Source organism: Paraburkholderia graminis C4D1M (assembly GCF_000172415.1).
In the GTDB taxonomy this organism is placed as follows: domain Bacteria; phylum Pseudomonadota; class Gammaproteobacteria; order Burkholderiales; family Burkholderiaceae; genus Paraburkholderia; species Paraburkholderia graminis.
Map to the genome: position 1 here is coordinate 39,362 of NZ_ABLD01000010.1, position 20,965 is coordinate 60,326.

A 20,965-nucleotide genomic window follows, 5' to 3' on the forward strand; every position below is an offset into this window, starting at 1 on the left:
AGAACGATTGAACCAAAAGCAGCACAGCAAAAAGCGCCGGCCCGACACGCCGAAGCAAGTCGTCAAACACAACCTAAACCGTTTCAACTCGCAGCCTGGAGCCAACTCATGAACCTGCTGGTCCCGTCTTCTCCGTTTCGTTTGCGCGCGCTGCTCGGCGGCGGCGCAGTAGTGTTCGCCATGCTCGCGGGCAACGCCGCGCACGCCGAAACGACTGCAGTGATGGCCGTCGCCACGAACTTCACGACGCTTGATCCCTACGATGCCAACGACACGCTCTCGCAAGCCGTCGCGAAGTCGTTCTATCAGGGCCTCTTCGGCTTCGACAAGGACATGAAGCTCGTCAACGTGCTCGCCGACAGCTATGAAGCGAGCCCCGATGCGCGCGTCTACACGTTCAAGCTGCGTCATGGCGTCAAGTTCCAGGACGGCACGGACTTCAACGCCAACGCTGTCAAGGCGAACTTCGACCGCGTGACCGATCCGGCGAACAAGCTCAAGCGCTACAACATGTTCAACCGTATCGAGAAGACCGAAGTGGTCGATCCGTACACGGTGAAGATCACGCTGAAGGCGCCGTTCTCGGCATTCGTGAACGTGCTCGCGCATCCGTCGGCGGTGATGATTTCGCCTGACGCGCTGAAGAAATACGGCAAGGACATCGCGTTCCATCCGGTCGGCACAGGTCCGTTCGAATTCGTGAAGTGGGACCCGGCAGGCGACCTGACGGTGAAGAAGTTTGCCGGCTACTGGAAGAAGGGCTACCCGAAGATCGACGCGATCGACTGGAAGCCGGTGGTCGACAACAACACGCGCGCCGCGCTGATGCGTACCGGCGAAGCGGACTTCGCGTTTCAGGTGCCGTTCGAGCAGGCCGCGCAATTGCAGTCGAGCCCGAAGGTCGATCTGATCGCATCGCCTTCGATCATTCAGCGCTATATCAGCCTGAACCTGAATCAGAAGCCATTCGATAACCCGAAGGTGCGCCAGGCGCTCAACTACGCGGTCAACAAGGAAGCGCTGACGAAGGTCGTGTTCGCCGGTTATGCAACGCCGGCTGACGGCGTGGTGCCGCAGGGCGTCGACTATGCGGTGAAGCTCGGGCCGTGGCCGTACGATCCGGCGAAGGCGCGCGCGTTGCTGAAGGAAGCCGGCTATCCGAACGGCTTCGAAACCACGCTGTGGTCCGCGTACAACTACTCGACGGCGCAGAAGGTCATTCAGTTCGTGCAGCAGCAACTCGCGCAGGTCGGCATCAAGGCGCAGGTCGAAGCGCTTGAAGCCGGTCAGCGCGTCGCCCGCGTCGAAAGCGCGCAGGACGCCGCCACTGCGCCGGTGCGCATGTATTACGCGGGCTGGTCGTCGTCGACGGGCGAAGCCGACTGGGCGATCACACCGCTGCTGGCAACCGTCTCGTTCCCGCCGAAGATGATGAACACGGCGTACTACAAGAACGATACCGTCGACAGCGATCTGAAGCAGGCGCTCGAAACCACCGACCGCGCGCAGAAAGCCGCGCTCTACACGGACGCGCAAAAGCGCATCTGGGCCGACGCGCCGTGGATTTTCCTCGTCAAGGAAAAGGTCGTGTATGCGCGCAGCAAGCGTCTGTCGGGTGCGTATGTCGCGCCGGACGGTTCGTTTAACTTCGACGAAATCGCCATCAAGTGACGAGCCGGGCGCGCGGCGCTGCACGTCGATCAGGACGCTTCAGGACGCGCGGCGCCGCGCGCTCGCATGAGCAGTACATGGTATTTCGTTGCCCGAATCATTGCCGGATTGAGCTTCAATGCTGAATTTCATCGTCAAACGTCTCTTTGGTCTGCTGCCGACGCTCGCGATCGTCGCGGTGCTGGTCTTTCTGTTCGTGCATCTGCTGCCGGGCGATCCGGCGCGGCTCGCGGCCGGTCCCGATGCCGACGAAGCGACCGTCGCTCTCGTGCGCGCCGACCTCGGACTCGACAAGCCGATGCCGCAGCAATTCGCTCGCTTCTTCGTGAAGATCGCGCACGGCGACTTCGGCATTTCCACGCGCAGCAAGCGGCCCGTGAGCGAGGAGATCGCCGAGCGCTTCATGCCGACGCTGCTGCTCACGCTCGCGAGCATGGTGTGGGCGGTGGTGCTGGGCATGGGCATCGGCATCGTGTCGGCGGTGTGGCGTAACCGTTGGCCGGACCGGCTCGGCATGACGCTCGCCGTGTCGGGCATTTCGTTTCCTGCCTTCGCGCTCGGCATGCTGCTGATGGAAATCTTCTCGGTGAAGCTCGGCTGGCTGCCTATCGTCGGCGATGGTTCGTGGCAGAGCTACATCCTTCCTTCGCTGACGCTCGGCGCCGCCGTCGCGGCAGTGATGGCGCGCTTCACGCGCGCGTCGTTCGTCGAGGTGATGAACGAAGACTTCGTGCGCACCGCGCGCGCGAAGGGCGTGCCCGAGCGGCTCGTGATCGTCAAGCACTGCCTGCGCAACGCGATGATTCCCGTCGTCACGATGATGGGGCTTCAGTTCGGCTTTCTGCTCGGCGGCTCGATTGTCGTCGAGGTCGTATTCAACTGGCCGGGCCTCGGGCGCCTGCTGGTGGATGCGGTGTCGATGCGCGACTATCCGGTGATTCAGGCGGAGGTGCTGTTGTTCTCGCTCGAATTCATCATCATCAACCTGGTCGTGGACGTGCTGTACGCCGTGATCAATCCGACTATCCGTTTCAAGTGAGGCCCGCATGAGCACGACAGCCACCGAGCCGAATGCGGCCAAAACCAAGAACGCCGAGCGCACGATCCGCACGCCGTGGAGCGAATTCTGGCGCAAGTTTCGCAAGCAGCATGTGGCGCTGGCCGCCGGCATTTTCGTGCTGCTGCTGGTCGTGGTCGCGATTGCCGCGCCGCATATCGTGCCCTACGACCCGGAGAATTTCTTCGATTACGACGCGTTGAACGCGGGGCCTTCCGCTGCGCACTGGTTCGGCGTCGATTCACTGGGCCGCGATATTTTCAGCCGCATTCTCGCGGGCTCGCGCATCTCGCTCGAAGCAGGCTTTCTTTCCGTTGCGATAGGCGCTGTGATCGGCACGTTCTTCGGGCTGCTCGCCGGTTACTACGAAGGCTGGTGGGATCGCATCACGATGCGCGTGGCCGATGTGCTGTTCGCTTTCCCCGGCATTCTGCTCGCGATCGGCGTGGTCGCGATTCTCGGCAACGGCATGGTCAACGTGATCTGCGCGGTGGCGATCTTCAGCATTCCGGCGTTCGCGCGGCTCGTGCGCGGCAATACGCTGATGCTCAAGCAGCTTACGTATATCGAAGCGGCGCGCAGTATCGGCGCGTCGGACTGGACCATCATCGTGCGTCATATCTTGCCGGGCACGATTTCGTCGGTCGTCGTGTACTTCACGATGCGTATCGGCACGTCGATCATCACGGCCGCGAGCCTGTCGTTTCTCGGACTTGGCGCGCAGCCGCCGACGCCCGAGTGGGGCGCGATGCTCAACGAAGCGCGCGCCGATATGGTGACCGCACCGCATATCGCGCTGTTCCCGAGTCTCGCGATTTTCCTCACCGTGCTGGCGTTCAACCTGCTCGGCGACGGTTTGCGCGATGCGCTCGATCCGAAACTCGATCGCGCATGAGTTCGATGCAATCGCAACCTTCGCAGGCTGATAACAACGCGCCGCATATCGGCACATTGCCGAGCGGTGCGCTGGGCACGATCGCCGATGTAGAGGGCGTCACCGTCGGACATTGCACGCTCGCTGAAGGCGCGCTGCAAACCGGCGTGACCGTGATTCGTCCGCATGCGGACGATCCGTTTGTCGACAAGGTGCCTGCGGCTGTGTCGGTGATCAACGGCTTCGGCAAGAGCGTTGGTCTCGTGCAGATCGACGAACTCGGCACGCTCGAAACGCCGATTGCGTTGACCAACACGTTCGGCGTGGCCGCGGTGGCGCAGGCGCAGATTCGCGCGGCGATTAACGCGAACCCAGGCATTGGGCGCGAGTGGCCGACCGTCAATCCGCTGGTGTTCGAATGCAACGACGGATATCTCAACGATATTCAGGCGCTTGCGATCGGCGAACAGCATTTCAACGATGCGTACGCGGCAGCCGGAACTAAGGTGGCAAGCGGCTCGGTGGGCGCGGGCCGCGGCATGTCGTGCTTCGATCTGAAGGGCGGCATCGGCACTGCATCGCGCGTGGTGAGCGTTGCGGGGCGAGAGTACGTCGTCGGTGCGCTCGCGCTCGCTAACTTTGGACGTTTGCCGATGCTGGTTGTCGACGGCCATCCTGTCGGGCGCATCCTGGCTGAACGCGCAGCGAAAGCGAAAGCCGATGCCGATGCAACAAAGCCCGAGCAAGGCTCGATCATCATGATCGTCGCCACCGATGCACCGCTCGACGCGCGTCAACTCAAGCGCCTTTCGTTGCGCGCGGCAGCGGGCCTCGCGCGGACGGGTTCGGTGTATGGCCACGGCAGCGGCGACATAGCGCTCGCCTTTTCGACGGCCTACACGGTGCCGCATCTCGCGCAATACATTGCGCTGCCGCCGCTCGTCGCCGATCAATGCATGGACCCGCTTTTTCGCGCCTGCGCCGACAGCGTCGAGCAGGCGATTCTCGACGCGTTGTGGAGCGCGCAATCCGTCACCGGCCGCGATGGCCATCGACGTCTATCGCTGCGCGAGAGCGTCCCCGACCTCGCTCATTTACTCAAGCAAAGTCCCTGATGAAAGTCCTTATTTCCGCCGACATCGAAGGCATAGCCGGCGTATTTCACCCCGAGCAAACGCGTGCGGGCAACGGCGAATATGAGGCCGCGCGCCGCTGGATGACGCTCGAAGCGAACGCCGCAATCGAAGGCGCCTTTGCGGGCGGCGCGACGCAAGTGTGGGTCAACGACTCGCACGGCGGCTTTCGCAATCTGCTGCCCGATCTGCTCGACGCACGCGCTCAGGTGGTGCTCGGCAAACCGCGCACGCTCGGCATGATGGCGGGCCTCGAATACGGTGCGTCGCTCGTGTTCATGATCGGCTATCACGCGATGTCGCAAACGCGCGGCATTCTCGCGCACACCATCAACAGCTTTGCGTTCGCGCGCGTTTCGCTGAACGGCGTGGAGGTGGGCGAGGCCGGTTTGTACGGTGCGCTCGCTGAAGAATATGGCGCACAGGTAGCGCTTTTATCGGGCGACGATGTATTCGCCGAGGAAACCGCGCCGCGTTTTCCAGGCGCGCGTTTTGTCGTGACGAAGAGCGCGACGGGGCACGCGAGCGGCGTCACGCAATCGCCGGCAAACGCTCGTGCGGCGATAGAGAGCGCGGCGCGCGAAGTCGTGCAGCAGCATCTCGCCGAAGGACGCGCACCGCAAGCAACGCGCGCCGCCGCAGCAAAACCCGTCGAGTGCGAACTGCGCGTGCAGACCAGCGCGCTCGCCGATCTCTTCTGTCAGTGGCCGACCATGACGCGCGTCGATGCGGTCACGCTGCGCTTTAGCGCGGCGTCGGCGGAACATGTGGTGCGCATGCTCAACTGCCTGTCCGCGATGTCGTTCATGCTGCGGTAGCGAGTGTGTTGCGGGCCTACGCCTACTGCTGCCGGCTCAATTCGCGCGCGGCGCGGTCGATCACGTCCGCGATCGCGCCCGCGTGCGAGACCGGCGCGAGATGGCTCGACGCAATCGGCACGACCTTCGCGCCCATCCGCTCGGCCATGAATCGCTCGACGTCCGGCGACACGGCGCGGTCTTTCGTCGTCAGCACGTACCACGAAGGCTTCTCTTTCCACGCGACCTGACTGACCGTTTCGCCGAAGGCCGTCGCGGCGATCGGCACCTGCGCCGCGGACAGCACGCGCGTCACGTTCTCGGGGACGTCGGCGGCAAAATCCGCGTGATACTTGCTGCGATCGAGCCACAGGAAGCCGCTTGCATCCTTCGTGATGCCTGCGCCCGCCGGCATCGGCGCGGCGCGCTTCAGCAGGTCCGTCGTCGACTCGTGCAAGTCCGGCGCAACGGCCGCCACGTAGACGAGGCCCGCGACGTTCGGCGCATTCGCGCCCGCTTCGGTAATCACGACGCCGCCCCACGAGTGACCGACGAGTATCGTCGGCCCTTGCTGGCGAGCCAGCACGCGGCGTGTCGCGGCGACGTCGTCGGCGAGCGAGGTCAGTGGGTTCTGCACCGAACTCACGCGATAGCCCTTTTGCTGCAGCTTCGCGACCACGCCGTTCCAGCTCGAACCGTCGACGAATGCGCCGTGGACCAGCACGACGTTGCGCACGGGACCGGTCATGGGCGCGGTGGCGGGCGGCGCGGCGGCGGCTTTGGCGGGTGGTGCGGACGGTGTGCTCGGCGCGCCTGAAGCGGGAGCGGGCGCGGCGGCGGCGCTGGCTTCGGCGGCAGGCGCCTGGCCGGGCATCCGATCCCGTACAGCGGGCGCGGAAGATTCGGCAGCCGGGCCCGGCATGGGCACCACGCCCGGTGCGGCAGACGTTGCAGGCTCGGGCGCCGGAGCCGGCGTGTAAGTCTGCGCGAACGCGCCGCGGCTCGCAAAACAAAGACACAAGACGGCAGCGCAAACGAGGCGTTTTTTGGGCGACATGCTGAATCTCCGGAGACGGCCAACCCGACTACGGCAACATACCGAACCGGCGCCGCAGTGACAATCACATTCGGCGGAGGCAAGTGCGGCGCGGCACGAAGCGCGGGTTGACACCAGTATTTGGGCAATATCGGCCGGGGTAAAATTTTCGGTTCTGCCGGGGCGGGCCACAAGTCTGCTGTCGGGCGATCGAAATCCATACACTGGGGCGCAATTTGAACAATGCACTACAGCAAGAGGGCCTGAAGCGCGGGCTCAAGAATCGCCATATTCAACTCATTGCGCTCGGCGGCGCGATCGGCACGGGCCTTTTTCTCGGCTCGGCGAGCGTGTTGCAGGCCGCCGGCCCGTCGATGATTCTCGGCTACGCCATCGGCGGAATCATCGCGTTCATGATCATGCGGCAGTTGGGCGAGATGGTTGCGCAGGAACCGGTGGCGGGCTCGTTCAGCCACTTCGCGTACAAGTATTGGGGCGACTTTCCCGGCTTCCTGTCGGGCTGGAATTACTGGGTGTTGTACGTGCTCGTCAGCATGGCCGAACTGACGGCGGTCGGCACGTATGTCCACTACTGGTGGCCGGGTGTGCCGACGTGGGTATCGGCGCTCGTCTGCTTTGCCGGCATCAACGCGATCAATCTCGCGAACGTGAAGGCGTACGGCGAAAACCGAGTTCTGGGTTTGCGATCGTCAAGGGTCGTGGCCGGTGATCGGCATGGATCCCTGCTTCGGGCGGGCTATCTGCTTATTTTCCCGGCCACGGCGGACCGCAGGCGTCGGTCACGAATCTCTGGAGCCACGGCGGATTTTTCCCGCATGGTTTTCATGGCCTCTTCACGATGCTCGCGGTCATCATGTTTTCGTTCGGCGGACTGGAGTTGATAGGCATCACCGCAGCCGAGGCCGACGAGCCGCAAAAGAGCGTTCCGAAGGCCGTGAATCAGGTCATCTACCGGATTCTGATTTTCTACATCTGCTCGCTGGCGGTGCTGCTTTCGCTGTATCCGTGGAACGAGGTCGCGGCCGGCGGCAGCCCGTTCGTGATGATCTTTTCGCAGATCGGTTCGACGCTGACCGCGAACGTGCTCAACGTCGTGGTGCTGACGGCGGCGCTGTCCGTGTACAACAGCGGCGTGTATGCGAATAGCCGCATGCTGTACGGTCTCGCGGAACAGGGCAATGCGCCGCGCGCGCTGATGAAGGTCGATCGGCGCGGCGTGCCGTATATGGCGATCGGCCTGTCGGCGCTCGCCACGTTCACGTGCGTGATCGTCAACTATCTGATTCCCGCGGAAGCGCTCGGCCTCTTGATGGCGCTCGTGGTTGCCGCGCTGGTGCTGAACTGGGCGCTGATCAGCCTGACGCATCTGAAGTCGCGCCGGGCGATGGTCGCCGCGGGCGAGACGCTCGTCTTCAAGTCGTTCTGGTTTCCGGTGAGCAACTGGATCTGCCTCGCGTTCATGGCGCTGATCCTCGTGATTCTCGCGATGACGCCCGGTTTGTCCGTGTCCGTGTGGCTCGTGCCGGTGTGGCTTGTGGTGATGTGGGCGGGTTATGAGTTCAAGCGCAGGCGCGCGGCGGCGCATGGGAGTGCTGCGCGGGTGGTTGGGCGGCAGAGTTGACGATCAGATGGCGCGACGGGTTGCTGTCGCGCTGCTCAAACCGCGCGACAAGATGGCGAAAGCCAAAAAACGAAAAACCCGCGAAGCGTTCAGCCGGCGCGGGTTTTCTTTGTGTTGCTTGGGTATTGCTCGGAAACTTGATGGTGCCCAGGGCCGGAATCGAACCGGCACGCCTTGCGGCGGGGGATTTTGAGTCCCCTGCGTCTACCAATTTCACCACCTGGGCAGATCTTGCGGCACACGCGTTAAAAACTCTCGCGCGGCGAAGACGCAGATTATGGCCGAAAATCCGCCGACGGGCAAGCCGCCCCCAGCCGCCATTCGCCAGTCGTTCAGACAGTGCGCGAAAACCGTTCGAGCGTCTGCTGGCCGAGATAGCGGTCGAACACCATCGCAATGTTGCGCACGAGCATGCGCCCGGCGGTCCGCACTTCGAGCTTGCGGTCCGTGACCGACACGAGGCCGTCCTGCTCGAAGCCGCGCAAGCGTTCGAGTTCCGGCTCGAACGTATCGGCGAAGCGAATGCCGTACATCGCTTCGAATTCGTCGAAGCGCAGTTCCAGATTGCACATCAACTGGGTGATGATGTCGCGCCGCAAACGGTCGTCGGCGGTGAGGCGCACGCCGCGCGTGATCGCGAGTCGGCCCGCGTCGATCGCGGCGCCATACGCCGGCAGATCTTTTGCGTTTTGCGCGTAGACGTCGCCGACCTTGCCGATCGACGACGCGCCGAAGCCGATCAGATCGCATTCGGCGCGCGTGCTGTAGCCCTGGAAATTGCGGTGCAAGGTCCGCTGTGCCTGGGCGCGCGCGAGTTCGTCGGTGGGCAGCGCGAAATGATCCATGCCGATGTACACGTAGCCGGCCGCGGTCAGACGCTCCACGACGCGTTGCAGGATAGCGAGACGCGCGGCAGGCGAGGGCAGCGCCGCGGCGTCCATCTGACGCTGCATCTTGAAGAGCTTCGGCATGTGCGCGTACGCGAACACCGACAGGCGATCGGGCGCGAGCTCGATCATCGTGTCGAGCGTGCGGCTGAAGCTCGACACCGTTTGATGCGGCAGTCCGTAGATCAGATCGACGCCGATCGAGTGAAAGCCCACGTGCCGCGCAGCCTGCATGACTGACGCGGTCATATCGAGCGGCTGGATGCGGTTGATCGCCTGCTGCACGAGCGGATCGAAATCCTGCACGCCGAGACTCAGCCGATTAAAGCCGAGCTTGCGCAGATGCGCGATCGTATCGGGCGAGGCCTCGCGCGGATCGACTTCGATCGAATATTCGGCTTCGCTGTCGGGCAGCAAGGTAAAGTGCTCGCGGGCCGCGCTCATCAATTCGGCGAGTTCGTCGTTCGACATGAAGGTCGGCGTGCCGCCGCCCAGATGCAATTGCGACACCGGCCGGCGCGTGTCGAAACACGCTGCCTGCAAGGCGATTTCGCGCTTCAACTGTTCCAGATACGGGCGCGCGCGCCCGCGGTTTTTCGTTGCGATCTTGTTGCAGCCGCAATAGAAACAGACGGTGTCGCAGAACGGAATATGGAAGTACAGCGAGAGGTCCGCAGCGGACGCGCCGGGATCGGCTGCCGCGCGCAGATAGTCGGCGAGGTCGAAGTCGTCGCGGAACTGAAGGGCCGTTGGATAGGACGTATAGCGTGGGCCGTTCGCGCTGTATTTGGCGAGCAGGTCGGGGCGAAAGAGCGAATTGGCGTTGGTCATGAGTGGCTTGTATTCGACGGCCGCGATAAGAGGCGCGAGTCGCGCCGGTTGCGCATGGTTTTTTGCGGACCGCGTGGGAACTGCGTGCGACGTACTCGGGCGCCTCGTGAGCGTGGCCTTTATTTAGATCCTTCGGATCCTCAGATCGAGAGCCAGTGTAGGGGAGCCGCCTCGCGCGCGATTGTGTAAAAAGGTCGCACGCGACACGGTGGCACAATGCGGGACTGGCGCTGCGGCGCCGTTGTTCGAATCCAGGAATTTTCGTCGTGAACGATGTGTATGGGCGCGTTGCAAAACGCGAGTCTCTGACCGATCATGCGTGCCGGCCCGATTGCGGCGCGTGCTGCATCGCGCCGTCGATTTCGAGCCCCATTCCGGGCATGCCGAACGGCAAACCGGCAGGCGTGCGTTGCGTGCAGCTTGGCGACGATTTGCGTTGCGCGATCTTCGGACAGCCCGAGCGTCCCGCGTGCTGTTCGGGACTGCAGCCGCAAGCCGAGATGTGCGGAGACGATCGAGGGCAAGCGCTTTTGTGGCTCACGCAACTGGAGGCGCAGACGCAGCCCGCGCGTTGAATCAAACAAGTGCGATGAAACAAGTGCTTTGACAGAGGGCTAAGCCCTCAACTGTGGTCGATTGGAGAAACCGTATGGCTCGATTGGTTGCGCCGGCCCGGCGCCGTTTTTTATTCGCCGCGCTGGCAGGCGCGAGCGCGCTTGGCGCCGTCTCGCTCGCGGCGTGCGCGACGTCGACTTTTCCGTTCATTCCGTCGCACTACACGTTTTCGCAGCAGCAGGTGCAGGACGCCGTGCAGCGGAAATTTCCGTATCAGCGTACGGTTTCTCAGGTGTTCGACGTCGCGTTGAGCCATCCGGTGGTCGGCTTGCTGCCGGACGCAAATCGCGTCTCCGTGAAGCTCGACGCGCACCTCGCGAGCCCCTTCATGCCGCAGCCGGTCGACGGCGTTTTCACACTGTCGAGCGAACTCGCGTACGATGCCGCGAGCCGGTCCGTCGTGCTTAAATCGCCGAATGTCGACAACGTCAGCGTGAGCGGCCAGGCGCAGGCGTACACGCAACAGATCAATGCTGCCGCCGCCGTCCTCGCGACGCAGTTGCTGAGCAACTACCCGATCTACACGTTCAAGCCGGAACAGTTGCAATTTGCCGGAGTGAACTACGAACCCGGTACAATCACGATCCTTACAAACGGTATACGCGTGCAAATCGTCGAGAAATGACGCTGTGCGCGGCCGGCAGGGCCGCGCGTCGCCGTGCTGCTCCTGCCAGTTCCGGCATTCGACAATCAATAGCGATGAGGGGCACGGATGGACTGGTTATTGGCTTGCAAGGCGTTGATTCTGGGCATCGTCGAAGGTCTGACGGAGTTTTTGCCGGTGTCGAGCACCGGGCATCTGATCGTCGCGGGCAGTCTGCTCAATTTCACCGACGAACACGCGAAGACCTTCGACGTCGTGATTCAACTCGGCGCGATTCTCGCGGTGTGCTGGGAGTTTCGCCGGCGCATCGCCAGCGTCGTGACCGGCTTGCCGAGCCGTCCTGAGGCGCGGCGCTTCACGCTCAATGTAATCATCGCAACCATTCCAGCGATCGTGCTCGGACTGCTGCTCGAAAAGTCGATCAAGGCGGCGCTCTTTTCGCCGGTGCCGGTCGCGTTCGCGCTCGTCGTGGGCGGCGTCGTCATCTTGTGGGCCGAGGCTCGGCAGCGCGGGCAAGGCGGCGAAGGCAAGGCCGCCCGCGTGCACGACGTGGACAACATGACGCCAATGGACGCGCTGAAAGTTGGCCTGGCCCAATGCTTCGCGCTCATCCCCGGCACGTCGCGCTCGGGGTCGACGATCATCGGCGGGATGCTGTTTGGTCTCGACCGCCGCGTGGCGACGGAGTTTTCGTTTTTCCTCGCGATTCCGATCATGTTCGGCGCGACGGCCTACGAGTTGTACAAGGACTGGCATCTGTTGTCCGTCGACGCACTCGGCATCTTCGCGCTCGGTTTCGTGGCCGCGTTTGTCAGCGCGTTTCTGTGCGTGCGCTGGCTGCTTCGCTATATTGCCGGGCACGATTTCACGGCGTTCGCGTGGTATCGCATCGGCTTCGGATTGCTGATTCTGCTGGTCGGCTATAGCGGCGCGTTGAGCTGGACGGATTGACGCCGGCGCGCTCTTTTGCGCGAGACAAAAAAGAAGGTCCGCCAATTATGTTGGCGGACCTTTTTTATTGGCCGAGGCCGATGTCCAGGCCGTGAGCGCTTTCGCCTTTACGCGATCTCGCGCTTGCGGAACACGAGATCCCACACGCCGTGGCCGAGCCGCAGACCGCGCCGCTCGAACTTCGTCACCGGACGATAGTCAGGCCGCGGCGCATAGCCGTCGACGGTGTTCTGCAACGACGGCTCCGCGCTCAGCACTTCGAGCATCTGTTCGGCGTAGTTTTGCCAGTCGGTCGCGCAATGCAGATAGGCGCCGGGCTTTAGCCGTGAGGCGAGCAGGGCGACGAACTTCGGCTGAATCAGGCGGCGCTTGTGATGGCGCGCCTTGTGCCACGGGTCGGGAAAGAAAATGTGCACGCCGTCGAGGCTATCGGGCGCGATCATCTGTTCGAGCACCTCGACGGCGTCGTGCTGAATGATGCGGATGTTGGTGAGCGACTGCTCGCCCATCAGCTTCAGCAACGCGCCGACGCCCGGCTCATGCACTTCGACGCCGAGAAAATCGTCGGCCGGACGGTGTGCGGCGATCTCCGCCGTCGTCGCGCCCATGCCGAAGCCGATCTCGAGCACGCGCGGCGCTTCACGACCGAACACGCTGTTCCAGTCGGGCTGCTGCGGCGCGAACGGCACGACGAAGCGCGGACCGAGTTCGTCCATCGCGCGGCGCTGGCCGGTCGACACGCGGCCCGCGCGCGTGACGAAGCTGCGGATGCGTCGGCGGTGCAGGGTTTCGTCTTGCAACGCTTCGGCGTCGGTCTGGTGCGCGTCGGTGTCGCTGGAGGGTGTCGGGAGTTCGTCGGGCAAGCCGGCGTCGTGGGTATCGTGGATCATGGTCGATGCTGCTACAAGGTGAAGGTCGCGGTTGGCGTGGGCATGGGGCATCGGGCGCTTGGGCGCTTTGTGACGCCGCCGCCGCGCGCGGCGCGTAGGCCGCGTCGGCGGCATATTGTGCGCGCCGATTGCCGCGTCGGCTGCCATGCGATCGCGCCGGGTTGCCGCGCCGGCCAGCCGTCGCTATAAAAAAGCCGCCTTCGTCGAGGCGGCTCGTGCTTGATTTCCGCCGAAGGCTCGGCAGTCAGGTGGAGCGGGCGTTGCAAGTGCGCGTAAGGTAGCACAACGCAAAAGGGCGCGTCCAGACAGAGTCCACTTGGCAGCAACGGCGAACCAGGCGACATTACGTTTCGATAACGGAAATCGCCGGTTATGTGATTTAATCGTTCTGTAAGCCATTTCTTCTTTCCAACGATTAATTCACGCGAATATCCGTTATGAGTCAGCACGCACACAGTCACCGCGAAGCAAAAGCACCGAAAACCAGCTGGATCGCAATTGAGCCGAACCGTGTTCCGGCTACTTCACGCAATGCGCTTCGTAAAGCGATGCTGATTGAACGCGTGCCGCTGACGCAATACAACGACCTGCTGTGGCTGATGGCGCAGGAGTCGGGCGGCGCGGTCAATCTGCGCAATTCGAAGTCGGGCGCGCGTGGGCTTTTTCAATTGCTGCCGTCGCAATATGAATTGAATCCGGGCGGCATCGAATCATTCGGCGATGCCGTGGAAGAATGCCGCGGCGGTATTCGATATATTCTCGGCCGCTATCACCATGCGGCGTCCGCACGGTTGGTGTGGCAAGCGAATCACTGGATTTGAAGTTTTGGGGAATGCAGATACTTTCCACGGAACAGCGGCAACGATTGGGCAACTGCCGGAAAGTATCTGGAGCGGGCGATGGGAATCGAACCCACGGCTCTAGCTTGGGAAGCTAGGGTATTACCATTATACGACGCCCGCAGAGCGCGCTATTTTACTCGCGAAAGGGCAGCAAGCGCAAATTGCGCCGCTGCCTTGCTTAGCTCATGGGCCGCGCGAGCGCGCCTCAGATCACGAAGTAAGTGAGCTGAACCGCAGCACGCGTGACCACCATCAACAGAACCTGCACGATCACGAACAGCAGAATCGGCGAGAGGTCGATGCCGCCCAGTTGCGGGATCACTCGCCGCAGCGGGTTCAGAAACGGCGCGGTCAACTGGTACAGAATCGGCATGGCCGGCGAACGCGGATTGAGCCAGGACAGGAGCGCCATCAGAATCGTCAGCCAGATGATCAGGTTCAGCGCCCACTTGATCAGCGTCAGCACCGCGACGATCAGCAGCGTGGGCAGCAGCGTGAGCGGATCGGCGCCGGTCAGCACCACCATCAACACCACGTAGATGATTGCCGCGATCAGCGCTGCGACGAGACTCGCCCAGTCGACGTTGCGCGTGGTCGGCAGAATTCGCCGCAACGGCAGAACGATCCAGTTGGTGGCTTGCAGCACGGCGTTCGTGACCGGGTTGTACGGCGGCATGCGCACGACCTGCAGCCACGCGCGCAGCAGCAGCGCCGCGCCGAACAACGTGAAGAGGGTATTGAGCAGAAAACGGGCGATATCGCCAAACATCTCGTGTCCTTATGCTTCTGATGGCAGCCGTTCAATGGCCTGGGCGCCGGCGCTTCGGTGGGGCGCACGGCGGTTTGTCATGTCGCATGCGCCGCCGATGCGGCCGCATGCGTTGTGCAACGTTGCTAAGACAGCTACGCGGAACACAGTTGCCTCGACGCAAGCGCAACGACTGGCCGCACGAATCGGCCGCCAGCAGTGCCGCTCCGGCTCCGCGTCACGCGTCCGCGTCACTACACCGAAACCTTGATCTCGCTGATGAAAATCGCGCCGTTGCCGCCGTCGGTGTAATTCGGAATGTCGGCAAGAAGCCGCTCCGACGCCGGCTTGAAGACCTTGTAGAAATCCTCGGTGCTGTCGAACAGGAAATGGCCCGCGGCCACATACGGCGGCGGCGTGCCCGGCGGCCCGGCGTTGATGCCCACGTCGACGGACCAGCCCTTCAGCGACGGGCCGAACAGCTCCGCCGCAAGCGGCATATGCGTGGCGCAGTAATACTCCACGTCGAAGTGGCCGTTTTCCCGGTACGGATAGAGGATGCTGACCTTGATCATTGTGCGTTCTCGTCTGTTGGTCCCGAAGCGAGGCGCCGGCGGATTGCGCGCGGCGCCGGACGTCACATTATCACGGCTTACTTGACGCTTGCACCTGCTGCCGCCTGATTGAGTGACCGTCCCAACGATTCTTCGACGGCGTCCGAGATGGCGTCGATCGCGGCGGGCGGCGTGGCGCGGCGTTGCGCCAGCGCGACCGCGCGCCGCGACAGCAAGCCGTACAGCGCGGCATGGTCGCCGCCGAGGCTCTCGAACAGCGCCAACTGTTTCTGCACGACCCCGGTGTCGCCACGCGATATGGGTCCGGCGAGGGCGTTCGACAGCCCCTTGTCGCGTGCGGTTTCGATGGTGCCCGCGAGCATCGGCAAGAGCGCACGCAACGCGTCGTCTTCGGCAAAACCGAGCGTGCGCCACAGCGCGACGCATTCGGCGAGGCTGCACAGCGCGAAGCTCGCCGCGTAGTGGGCGGCGCCGTGGTACAGCATGCGGCTGCCTGGCGGAATCGACAGCGGATGGCAGCGCAGCGCGAGGGCCAACGCGGTCAGCGTGTCCTTCAAGGCGCCGTCGGCCTCGATTGTTATCGAACAGCCGGCGATACGGTCGACGTCGCTCGCCTCGCCGCCGAAAAGGTACAGCGGATGAAACCCGCCGATCGACGCCCCCTGGTCGCGCGCGGGCGCCAGCAGCTCGACCGGCGATGCGCCGCTGCAATGCACGAGCGCCTTGCCGCCGGCTTTGTCTCGGTCCTGGTCCTGGTCCTGGTCCGGCTCAAAACGCAGTATGTGCGCTGACGTACCGATGCTGTCGTCCGGAACGGCTAAAAAGACGACGTCGGCGTTGTCGATGACCTGCTGAGGGTCGTCGAGCGCCAAGCAGCCAGGAATCTGGCTGGCGAGCCGGGCGGCGGATGCCGCGGTACGGCTTGCCACCGCCGTCACGGGATAGCCCGCGCGGGAAAAGCCGAGCGCGAGGCAACGCGCGAGCCGGCCCGCGCCGATGAAACCGAGGCGGGGCAGAGGACGGGACTGGGACATGTCGGCGGGCTCCAGACGGGGCTTGGACGGGAAAGCAGCAGTATCGCGCATCGGCCGGCGGGTGGAGCAAGCAGGCGGAGCAAGCAGGTGGAGCAACTGGCGACGACTGTCGTCAGATGAGTTTGCCGGCGATATGACGCGCACAGCCGGTCATGGCGGCGCGCCGGCCCCGCGGGCTTGAAAACTGCTCACAATTTCCGCATGGCCGATGTGGCCGTGGCTGTTTCATGGGTACGCGCTTAGCAATGTTGCAATCGAACTCGGGGAGGTCACGATGAGCATTTTTTCTTACCGGAAGCATCTGCGGTTTCTGACGCATGCGCAGCGGCGTCGCTGGTGGGACCAGAAAAAACGTCTGAGTCCGCGCGTGCGGATCAGCGTCGCGTACGTTCCGCCGAATGTGTCCCGCGAATTTGCCTACGTGAAAGTCGGCTGACGCCGCACCCAACCTCGGACGAGACAATGCCCGGCCTGCGCGCCGGGCTTTTTATTGCCTGTTGCGCGCCGCCCTCGGTATTAAAGCTAATTTGTAATTAAAGATTACCGGGGTGACGTCCGTTGAACCGGCATGCGCCTGTGGAAACCGTTCGCCGCGTGCGCGACACGCGCAATCGCTTGATTCTGCACGACCTTCCCGCATATCCAACTGCGCCGCCGACGCACCACCGACGTAATTTCTTTTCGCCTATTGCAATTTGCAACAAATGCGAACAGCGTCGCGCGGGCTTTTTAGATAAATTGATTTCGTAGCATGCAAGGCATGCGCAGTCGGCGACCTTGAGTGGGCCGCGCCAGGAGAACAAAGTGAAAAAGATCGTCCCGTTTGTTGTTGCTGCCGCACTCGGCGTGGGGCTTGCCTCCGTCGCGCAAGCGCACGTTTCTGTCGGTATCGGTATCGGGGTACCGGTCGCGCCGGCGTACCCGGTCTACGCGGCGCCTCCGCCGGTGTACTACCCGCCGCCGCCGCCCGTCGTCTATGCACCGCCCGTGGTCTATGCGCCGCCGCCGGTGGTGGTCGGCGGATACGGTGGTTATTATGGTTATGGCCGACCGTATTATCGCCACGGCTACTACCGTGGTGGATATGGCTACGGACACGGCTACTATCGGCGCTAAGCGAGTCAGCTAGCAAGCTGAAGCCCGATGAACGGCGTAACGCCGGCTTGATTGCCGGGTTACGCCGTTTTGTTTTTTGACTAGCTTTCGACGTGTTTTTTCATTGCCTCGCGCGAATGTTCGCCGGCGTTCCAAAGCGGCGGCGAAGCTGGGAGAATGGCCGTCTCGCCACCGCTCAGGAATCTCCGCCGATGCAGCCGAAGCAGCCACTCCCCGCTCCCACATTCGACGACGTACTCGACGCCGCCGCGCGCCTCGAAGGCGTCGCGCACCGCACGCCGGTCTTGACCTCGAGCACCTTCAACGAGCGCACCGGCGCGTCGGTGTTTTTCAAGTGCGAGAACTTTCAGCGGATGGGCGCGTTCAAGTTTCGCGGCGCCTATAACGCGATCTCTCATTTCGACGCCGAGCAGCGCAAGGCCGGCGTGCTGACCTACTCGTCCGGCAATCATGCGCAGGCCATCGCGTTGTCGGCGCGCCTCGCGGGCATCCGCGCGACGATCATCATGCCGCACGACGCGCCCGCCGCCAAAGTTGCCGCGACCAAGGGCTACGGCGGCGAAGTCATCACCTACGACCGCTACAAGGAAAACCGCGAGGAGATCGGCCGGCGGCTTGCCGAGGAGCGCGGCATGACGCTGATTCCGCCGTACGATCATCCGCATGTGATCGCGGGGCAGGGCACGGCGGCCAAGGAACTGATCGACGAAACCGGCCCGCTCGACCTGTTGTTCGTCTGCCTGGGCGGCGGCGGGCTGATTGGCGGCAGCGCGTTGTCGGCGGCGGCACTGAGCCCGGAGTGCGCGGTGATCGGCATCGAGCCGCAAGCAGGCAATGACGGTCAGCAATCGCTCGCGCGCGGCGAGGTCGTGCATATCGACACGCCGCGAACCATCGCCGATGGCGCCGCGTCCACCCATCTTGGCGACTACACGTTCGCGATTATCCGCAAGCTGGTCGCGCGCATCGAAACGGTCACCGACGAGCAATTGATCGAGACGATGCGCTTTTTCGCTCAGCGCATGAAGATCGTGGTCGAGCCGACCGGCTGCCTCGCGGCGGCGGCAGTGCTCAACGGCGTCGTGCCCGTGAAGGGTAAGCGGGTGGGCGTGATCGTGAGCGGCGGCAACGTCGACCTTGAGAAGCTCGCGCAGTATCTGGCGTGATCGCTTGATCGCCCGGCGGCGCCCGCCCGCCGTTGATGTTTGCGAAAACGGCCTCGCCTCGTTGCCGGCGCGCGCCGTTTTTTATCCGCTCGCTGCTTGCGCAACGGGCGAGTGCTGCGCCGTTTGCAATATCAGATCGCGATAGCCGTTCACGATCACGCTATATGAGAAGTACGCGAACAGCAGCGCGGACAGCACATGGCAGGCGCGCAGCAAACCGGTGCCGGCGCGTTTGCGGCCGTGACTGCCCAGACCGCAAATAAACACGGTCCAGCACAAGCCGCCCAGAAAGAAGCCGCCCAGGAACACTGGCGCGGTGGCCGCACTGGTCGCGCCGGCCTTGGCAATCAACGCGCCGCCGACTGCGGCGAACCACAGAATCGCCGACGGCGACGACACGGCGAGCAACACGCCGCGCAAGAAGCCGCGCCACGCCGAAAGATGCGGCGCGTTGACATCGGCCTCGCCGGCGACCGGCGGCGCCGACGCCGGGAACATCGCTTCGCGCGCCATCTTCCATGTGAGAAACAGCAGGATGGCCGCGCCGCCTATCCACACGACCCACCGCACCGACTCGAACTGCAGCAGCGCTGCCATGCCGGCGAGCGCGAGGGCCGCGTAAATCAGATCGCCGACACACGACCCGAGGCCGAGCCAGAAGCCGGGTTTGAAACCGTGCGACAGCGCCAGAGAAATCATCGCGACGTTCACGAGGCCGATGTCGAGACACAGCGACAACGACAGGAAAAACCCGTCGGACATCATCGAAAAGGCATGCATCCGCAGTAACTGCTCCATCGATCTCGTTAGTAGGTTGTTCGGTTATGCGGGGCGGCGCTCAGAGGCCCAGCTCGTTCCACAAACTGTCGATGCGCTGCTTGACCGCCGCGTCCATCTCGATCGGGCGGCCCCATTCGCGATCCGTTTCGCCGGGCCATTTGTTGGTCGCGTCGAGTCCCATCTTCGAGCCGAGTCCAGCGACCGGCGACGCGAAGTCCAGATAGTCGATCGGCGTGCGATCCACGAGCACGGTATCGCGCGTCGGGTCCACGCGCGTCGTGATCGCCCAGATCACTTCCTTCCAGTCGCGGATGTTGACGTCTTCGTCGACGACAACGATGAACTTCGTGTACATGAACTGCCGCAGGAAGCTCCAGACGCCGAACATCACGCGCTTGGCGTGGCCCGCGTAGCTCTTCTTCATCTGCACGATGGCCATGCGGTAGCTGCAGCCTTCGGGCGGCAGGTAGAAGTCGGTGATCTCGGCGAACTGCTTTTGCAGCAGCGGCACGAACACCTCGTTGAGCGCGACGCCGAGCACGGCCGGTTCGTCGGGCGGTTTGCCGGTGTACGTGGAGTGGTAGATCGCGTCGCGGCGCATCGTGATGCGCTCGACGGTAAACACGGGGAACCACTCCTGTTCGTTGTAGTAGCCGGTGTGGTCGCCGTAGGGGCCTTCCAGCGCGTGCTCGTAAGCCGCCGACGCGCCCTTCACTGGCCGCGGCGGCGCGCCAGCAGGAGCAGGCGAGGGCGCGCCTTCCTGCGGGTGGATGAAGCCTTCCAGCACGATCTCCGCGCGCGCGGGGACCTGCAGGCCATCAACGCCGGGCGTGAGGCACCTGGCGAGCTCGGTTCGTCCGCCGCGCAGCAGGCCGGCGAACTGATATTCGGAGAGCGTGTCCGGCACTGGCGTGACTGCGCCGAGGATAGTGGCCGGGTCCGCGCCGAGCACGACGGCGACCGGATACGGCTTGCCCGGGTTCTTCAGCGCGAACTCGCGAAAATCGAGCGCGCCGCCGCGATGCGCGAGCCAGCGCATGATCAGCTTGTTGCGTCCGATTAGCTGCTGGCGATAGATGCCGAGGTTTTGTCGGCTCTTGTTCGGGCCTCTCGTGACGGTCAGGCCCCAGGTGATCAGCGGGCCGGCGTCGCCTGGCCAGCAGGTCTGAATCGGGAGTTTTCCGAGGTCGATGTCATTGCCTTCCCACACGATTTCCTGGCAGGGCGGCGCGCTCACGGTTTTCGGCGCCATGTCCCAGACCGCCTTCGCCAGCGAGAACAGCTTGCCCGCGTCCTTCAGCCCTTTTGGCGGCTCCGGTTCCTTCAGCGCCGACAGCAAGCGGCCGACGTCGCGCAGCGATTCGAGCGCCGCGCCATCGCCTTCGCCGGCCTGCGCGTCGACGCCCATGCCGAGCGCGACGCGCCGCGGCGTGCCGAACAGGTTGCCTAGCACCGGGAACGCATGCGCCCCCTTGTTCTCAAACAGCAAGGCTGGCCCGCCGGCTCTCAGAACGCGGTCGCACAGTTCGGTCATTTCCAGGACCGGCGATACCTTTTGCGGAATGCGGCGCAGTTCGCCGATCGTCTCGAGACGGCCGATGAAGTCGCGCAAGTCTTTGTATTTCATCTTTGCGGTTCAGTGCCGCGAACGGCGAAAAAAGGGAACGGCTGGAACGGCGTGACGCTATTGGCGGCGCCGAGGCGATTGTCGATTTT

General features: G+C 63.6%; 20 protein-coding genes, 2 tRNA genes and 1 pseudogene. 13 read left to right on the top strand and 10 right to left on the bottom strand.

The window, feature by feature from the left end:
• Positions 1-108: 108 nt before the first annotated feature.
• From gsiB to BGRAMDRAFT_RS17520, 5 genes are all read left to right on the top strand, one after another.
• On the top strand, positions 109-1,671 hold the full coding sequence (gene gsiB / locus BGRAMDRAFT_RS17500; RefSeq protein WP_006050136.1) for a glutathione ABC transporter substrate-binding protein GsiB: 1,563 nt from the start codon (positions 109-111) through the stop codon (positions 1,669-1,671).
• A 118-nt stretch (positions 1,672-1,789) separates the two neighbouring features.
• Positions 1,790-2,710 carry a glutathione ABC transporter permease GsiC gene (gene gsiC, locus BGRAMDRAFT_RS17505; protein WP_006050137.1) on the top strand — a complete coding sequence of 307 codons (921 nt, stop codon included), beginning with the start codon at positions 1,790-1,792 and terminating at the stop codon, positions 2,708-2,710.
• A 7-nt stretch (positions 2,711-2,717) separates the two neighbouring features.
• On the top strand, positions 2,718-3,623 hold the full coding sequence (gene gsiD / locus BGRAMDRAFT_RS17510; RefSeq protein ID WP_006050138.1) for a glutathione ABC transporter permease GsiD: 906 nt from the start codon (positions 2,718-2,720) through the stop codon (positions 3,621-3,623).
• Complete coding sequence (locus BGRAMDRAFT_RS17515; protein WP_006050139.1) at positions 3,620-4,717, top strand: DmpA family aminopeptidase; 1,098 nt, start codon at positions 3,620-3,622, stop codon at positions 4,715-4,717. The genes gsiD and BGRAMDRAFT_RS17515 overlap by 4 nt, the downstream gene beginning before the upstream one ends.
• Positions 4,717-5,553 carry a M55 family metallopeptidase gene (locus BGRAMDRAFT_RS17520; RefSeq protein ID WP_006050140.1) on the top strand — a complete coding sequence of 279 codons (837 nt, stop codon included), beginning with the start codon at positions 4,717-4,719 and terminating at the stop codon, positions 5,551-5,553. Before BGRAMDRAFT_RS17515 ends, BGRAMDRAFT_RS17520 begins: the two co-directional genes overlap by 1 nt.
• Before the next feature lie 22 nt (positions 5,554-5,575).
• Here BGRAMDRAFT_RS17520 and BGRAMDRAFT_RS17525 read toward each other — a convergent pair whose 3' ends face one another.
• Positions 5,576-6,589, bottom strand: a complete 1,014-nt coding sequence (locus BGRAMDRAFT_RS17525; protein ID WP_006050141.1) for an alpha/beta fold hydrolase — start codon at positions 6,587-6,589, stop codon at positions 5,576-5,578.
• Positions 6,590-6,804: 215 nt separating this feature from the next.
• On the opposite strand from BGRAMDRAFT_RS17525, the pseudogene BGRAMDRAFT_RS17530 reads away from it, so the two are divergent.
• Positions 6,805-8,210 (top strand): annotated as a pseudogene (locus BGRAMDRAFT_RS17530) (amino acid permease).
• 141 nt (positions 8,211-8,351) lie between these two features.
• On the opposite strand, the gene BGRAMDRAFT_RS17535 reads toward BGRAMDRAFT_RS17530, so the two are convergent.
• Together BGRAMDRAFT_RS17535 and hemN are read right to left on the bottom strand one after the other, a co-directional pair.
• Positions 8,352-8,436, bottom strand: a tRNA-Leu gene (locus tag BGRAMDRAFT_RS17535).
• Positions 8,437-8,542: 106 nt separating this feature from the next.
• Entirely contained in the window at positions 8,543-9,928 is a 1,386-nt protein-coding gene (hemN, locus tag BGRAMDRAFT_RS17540) for an oxygen-independent coproporphyrinogen III oxidase (RefSeq protein WP_006050144.1), read from the bottom strand.
• A 266-nt stretch (positions 9,929-10,194) separates the two neighbouring features.
• Between hemN and BGRAMDRAFT_RS34555 the strand changes: the two genes are divergently transcribed.
• From BGRAMDRAFT_RS34555 to BGRAMDRAFT_RS17555, 3 genes are all read left to right on the top strand, one after another.
• On the top strand, positions 10,195-10,503 hold the full coding sequence (locus tag BGRAMDRAFT_RS34555; protein ID WP_006050145.1) for a YkgJ family cysteine cluster protein: 309 nt from the start codon (positions 10,195-10,197) through the stop codon (positions 10,501-10,503).
• Between the two features lie 74 nt (positions 10,504-10,577).
• Positions 10,578-11,168 (top strand): DUF1439 domain-containing protein, encoded by a 591-nt coding sequence (locus BGRAMDRAFT_RS17550; RefSeq protein ID WP_006050146.1) that lies wholly within the window; start codon positions 10,578-10,580, stop codon positions 11,166-11,168.
• Between the two features lie 87 nt (positions 11,169-11,255).
• Positions 11,256-12,098 (top strand): undecaprenyl-diphosphate phosphatase, encoded by an 843-nt coding sequence (locus tag BGRAMDRAFT_RS17555; protein ID WP_006050147.1) that lies wholly within the window; start codon positions 11,256-11,258, stop codon positions 12,096-12,098.
• Between the two features lie 107 nt (positions 12,099-12,205).
• Here BGRAMDRAFT_RS17555 and trmB read toward each other — a convergent pair whose 3' ends face one another.
• Positions 12,206-12,988, bottom strand: a complete 783-nt coding sequence (gene trmB, locus BGRAMDRAFT_RS17560) for a tRNA (guanosine(46)-N7)-methyltransferase TrmB (RefSeq protein WP_006050148.1) — start codon at positions 12,986-12,988, stop codon at positions 12,206-12,208.
• 548 nt (positions 12,989-13,536) lie between these two features.
• Here trmB and BGRAMDRAFT_RS17565 point away from each other — a divergent pair.
• Complete coding sequence (locus BGRAMDRAFT_RS17565) at positions 13,537-13,809, top strand: aggregation-promoting factor C-terminal-like domain-containing protein (protein ID WP_006050149.1); 273 nt, start codon at positions 13,537-13,539, stop codon at positions 13,807-13,809.
• Between the two features lie 67 nt (positions 13,810-13,876).
• On the opposite strand, the gene BGRAMDRAFT_RS17570 is transcribed toward BGRAMDRAFT_RS17565, so the two are convergent.
• The 4 genes from BGRAMDRAFT_RS17570 to BGRAMDRAFT_RS17585 form a co-directional block, all read right to left on the bottom strand.
• A tRNA-Gly gene (locus tag BGRAMDRAFT_RS17570) sits at positions 13,877-13,950 on the bottom strand.
• A gap of 85 nt (positions 13,951-14,035) precedes the next feature.
• The gene (locus BGRAMDRAFT_RS17575; RefSeq protein WP_006050150.1) at positions 14,036-14,599 is read right to left on the bottom strand and encodes a YggT family protein; all 564 of its coding nucleotides are present in this window, start codon (positions 14,597-14,599) and stop codon (positions 14,036-14,038) included.
• A gap of 233 nt (positions 14,600-14,832) precedes the next feature.
• Positions 14,833-15,153, bottom strand: coding sequence for an EthD family reductase (locus BGRAMDRAFT_RS17580; RefSeq protein ID WP_006050151.1), 321 nt, complete (start codon positions 15,151-15,153; stop codon positions 14,833-14,835).
• Between the two features lie 77 nt (positions 15,154-15,230).
• Positions 15,231-16,187, bottom strand: coding sequence for a Rossmann-like and DUF2520 domain-containing protein (locus tag BGRAMDRAFT_RS17585; protein ID WP_006050152.1), 957 nt, complete (start codon positions 16,185-16,187; stop codon positions 15,231-15,233).
• Positions 16,188-16,461: 274 nt separating this feature from the next.
• Here BGRAMDRAFT_RS17585 and BGRAMDRAFT_RS35000 point away from each other — a divergent pair, with 274 nt between their 5' ends.
• The 3 genes from BGRAMDRAFT_RS35000 to BGRAMDRAFT_RS17600 all read left to right on the top strand — a co-directional run bounded on the left by BGRAMDRAFT_RS35000 (position 16,462) and on the right by BGRAMDRAFT_RS17600 (position 18,469).
• On the top strand, positions 16,462-16,623 hold the full coding sequence (locus BGRAMDRAFT_RS35000; protein ID WP_165919826.1) for a hypothetical protein: 162 nt from the start codon (positions 16,462-16,464) through the stop codon (positions 16,621-16,623).
• Positions 16,624-16,991: 368 nt separating this feature from the next.
• Positions 16,992-17,303, top strand: coding sequence for a hypothetical protein (locus BGRAMDRAFT_RS17595; RefSeq protein WP_006050154.1), 312 nt, complete (start codon positions 16,992-16,994; stop codon positions 17,301-17,303).
• Positions 17,304-17,494: 191 nt separating this feature from the next.
• A complete protein-coding gene (locus BGRAMDRAFT_RS17600) occupies positions 17,495-18,469 on the top strand; it encodes a threo-3-hydroxy-L-aspartate ammonia-lyase (protein ID WP_006050155.1) in 975 nt (324 codons plus the stop codon).
• Between the two features lie 81 nt (positions 18,470-18,550).
• On the opposite strand, the gene BGRAMDRAFT_RS17605 is transcribed toward BGRAMDRAFT_RS17600, so the two are convergent.
• Together BGRAMDRAFT_RS17605 and BGRAMDRAFT_RS17610 are read right to left on the bottom strand one after the other, a co-directional pair.
• Entirely contained in the window at positions 18,551-19,249 is a 699-nt protein-coding gene (locus BGRAMDRAFT_RS17605) for a LysE family translocator (RefSeq protein ID WP_006050156.1), read from the bottom strand.
• A gap of 58 nt (positions 19,250-19,307) precedes the next feature.
• Entirely contained in the window at positions 19,308-20,876 is a 1,569-nt protein-coding gene (locus BGRAMDRAFT_RS17610) for a UbiD family decarboxylase (RefSeq protein WP_006050157.1), read from the bottom strand.
• Positions 20,877-20,965 lie beyond the last annotated feature (89 nt).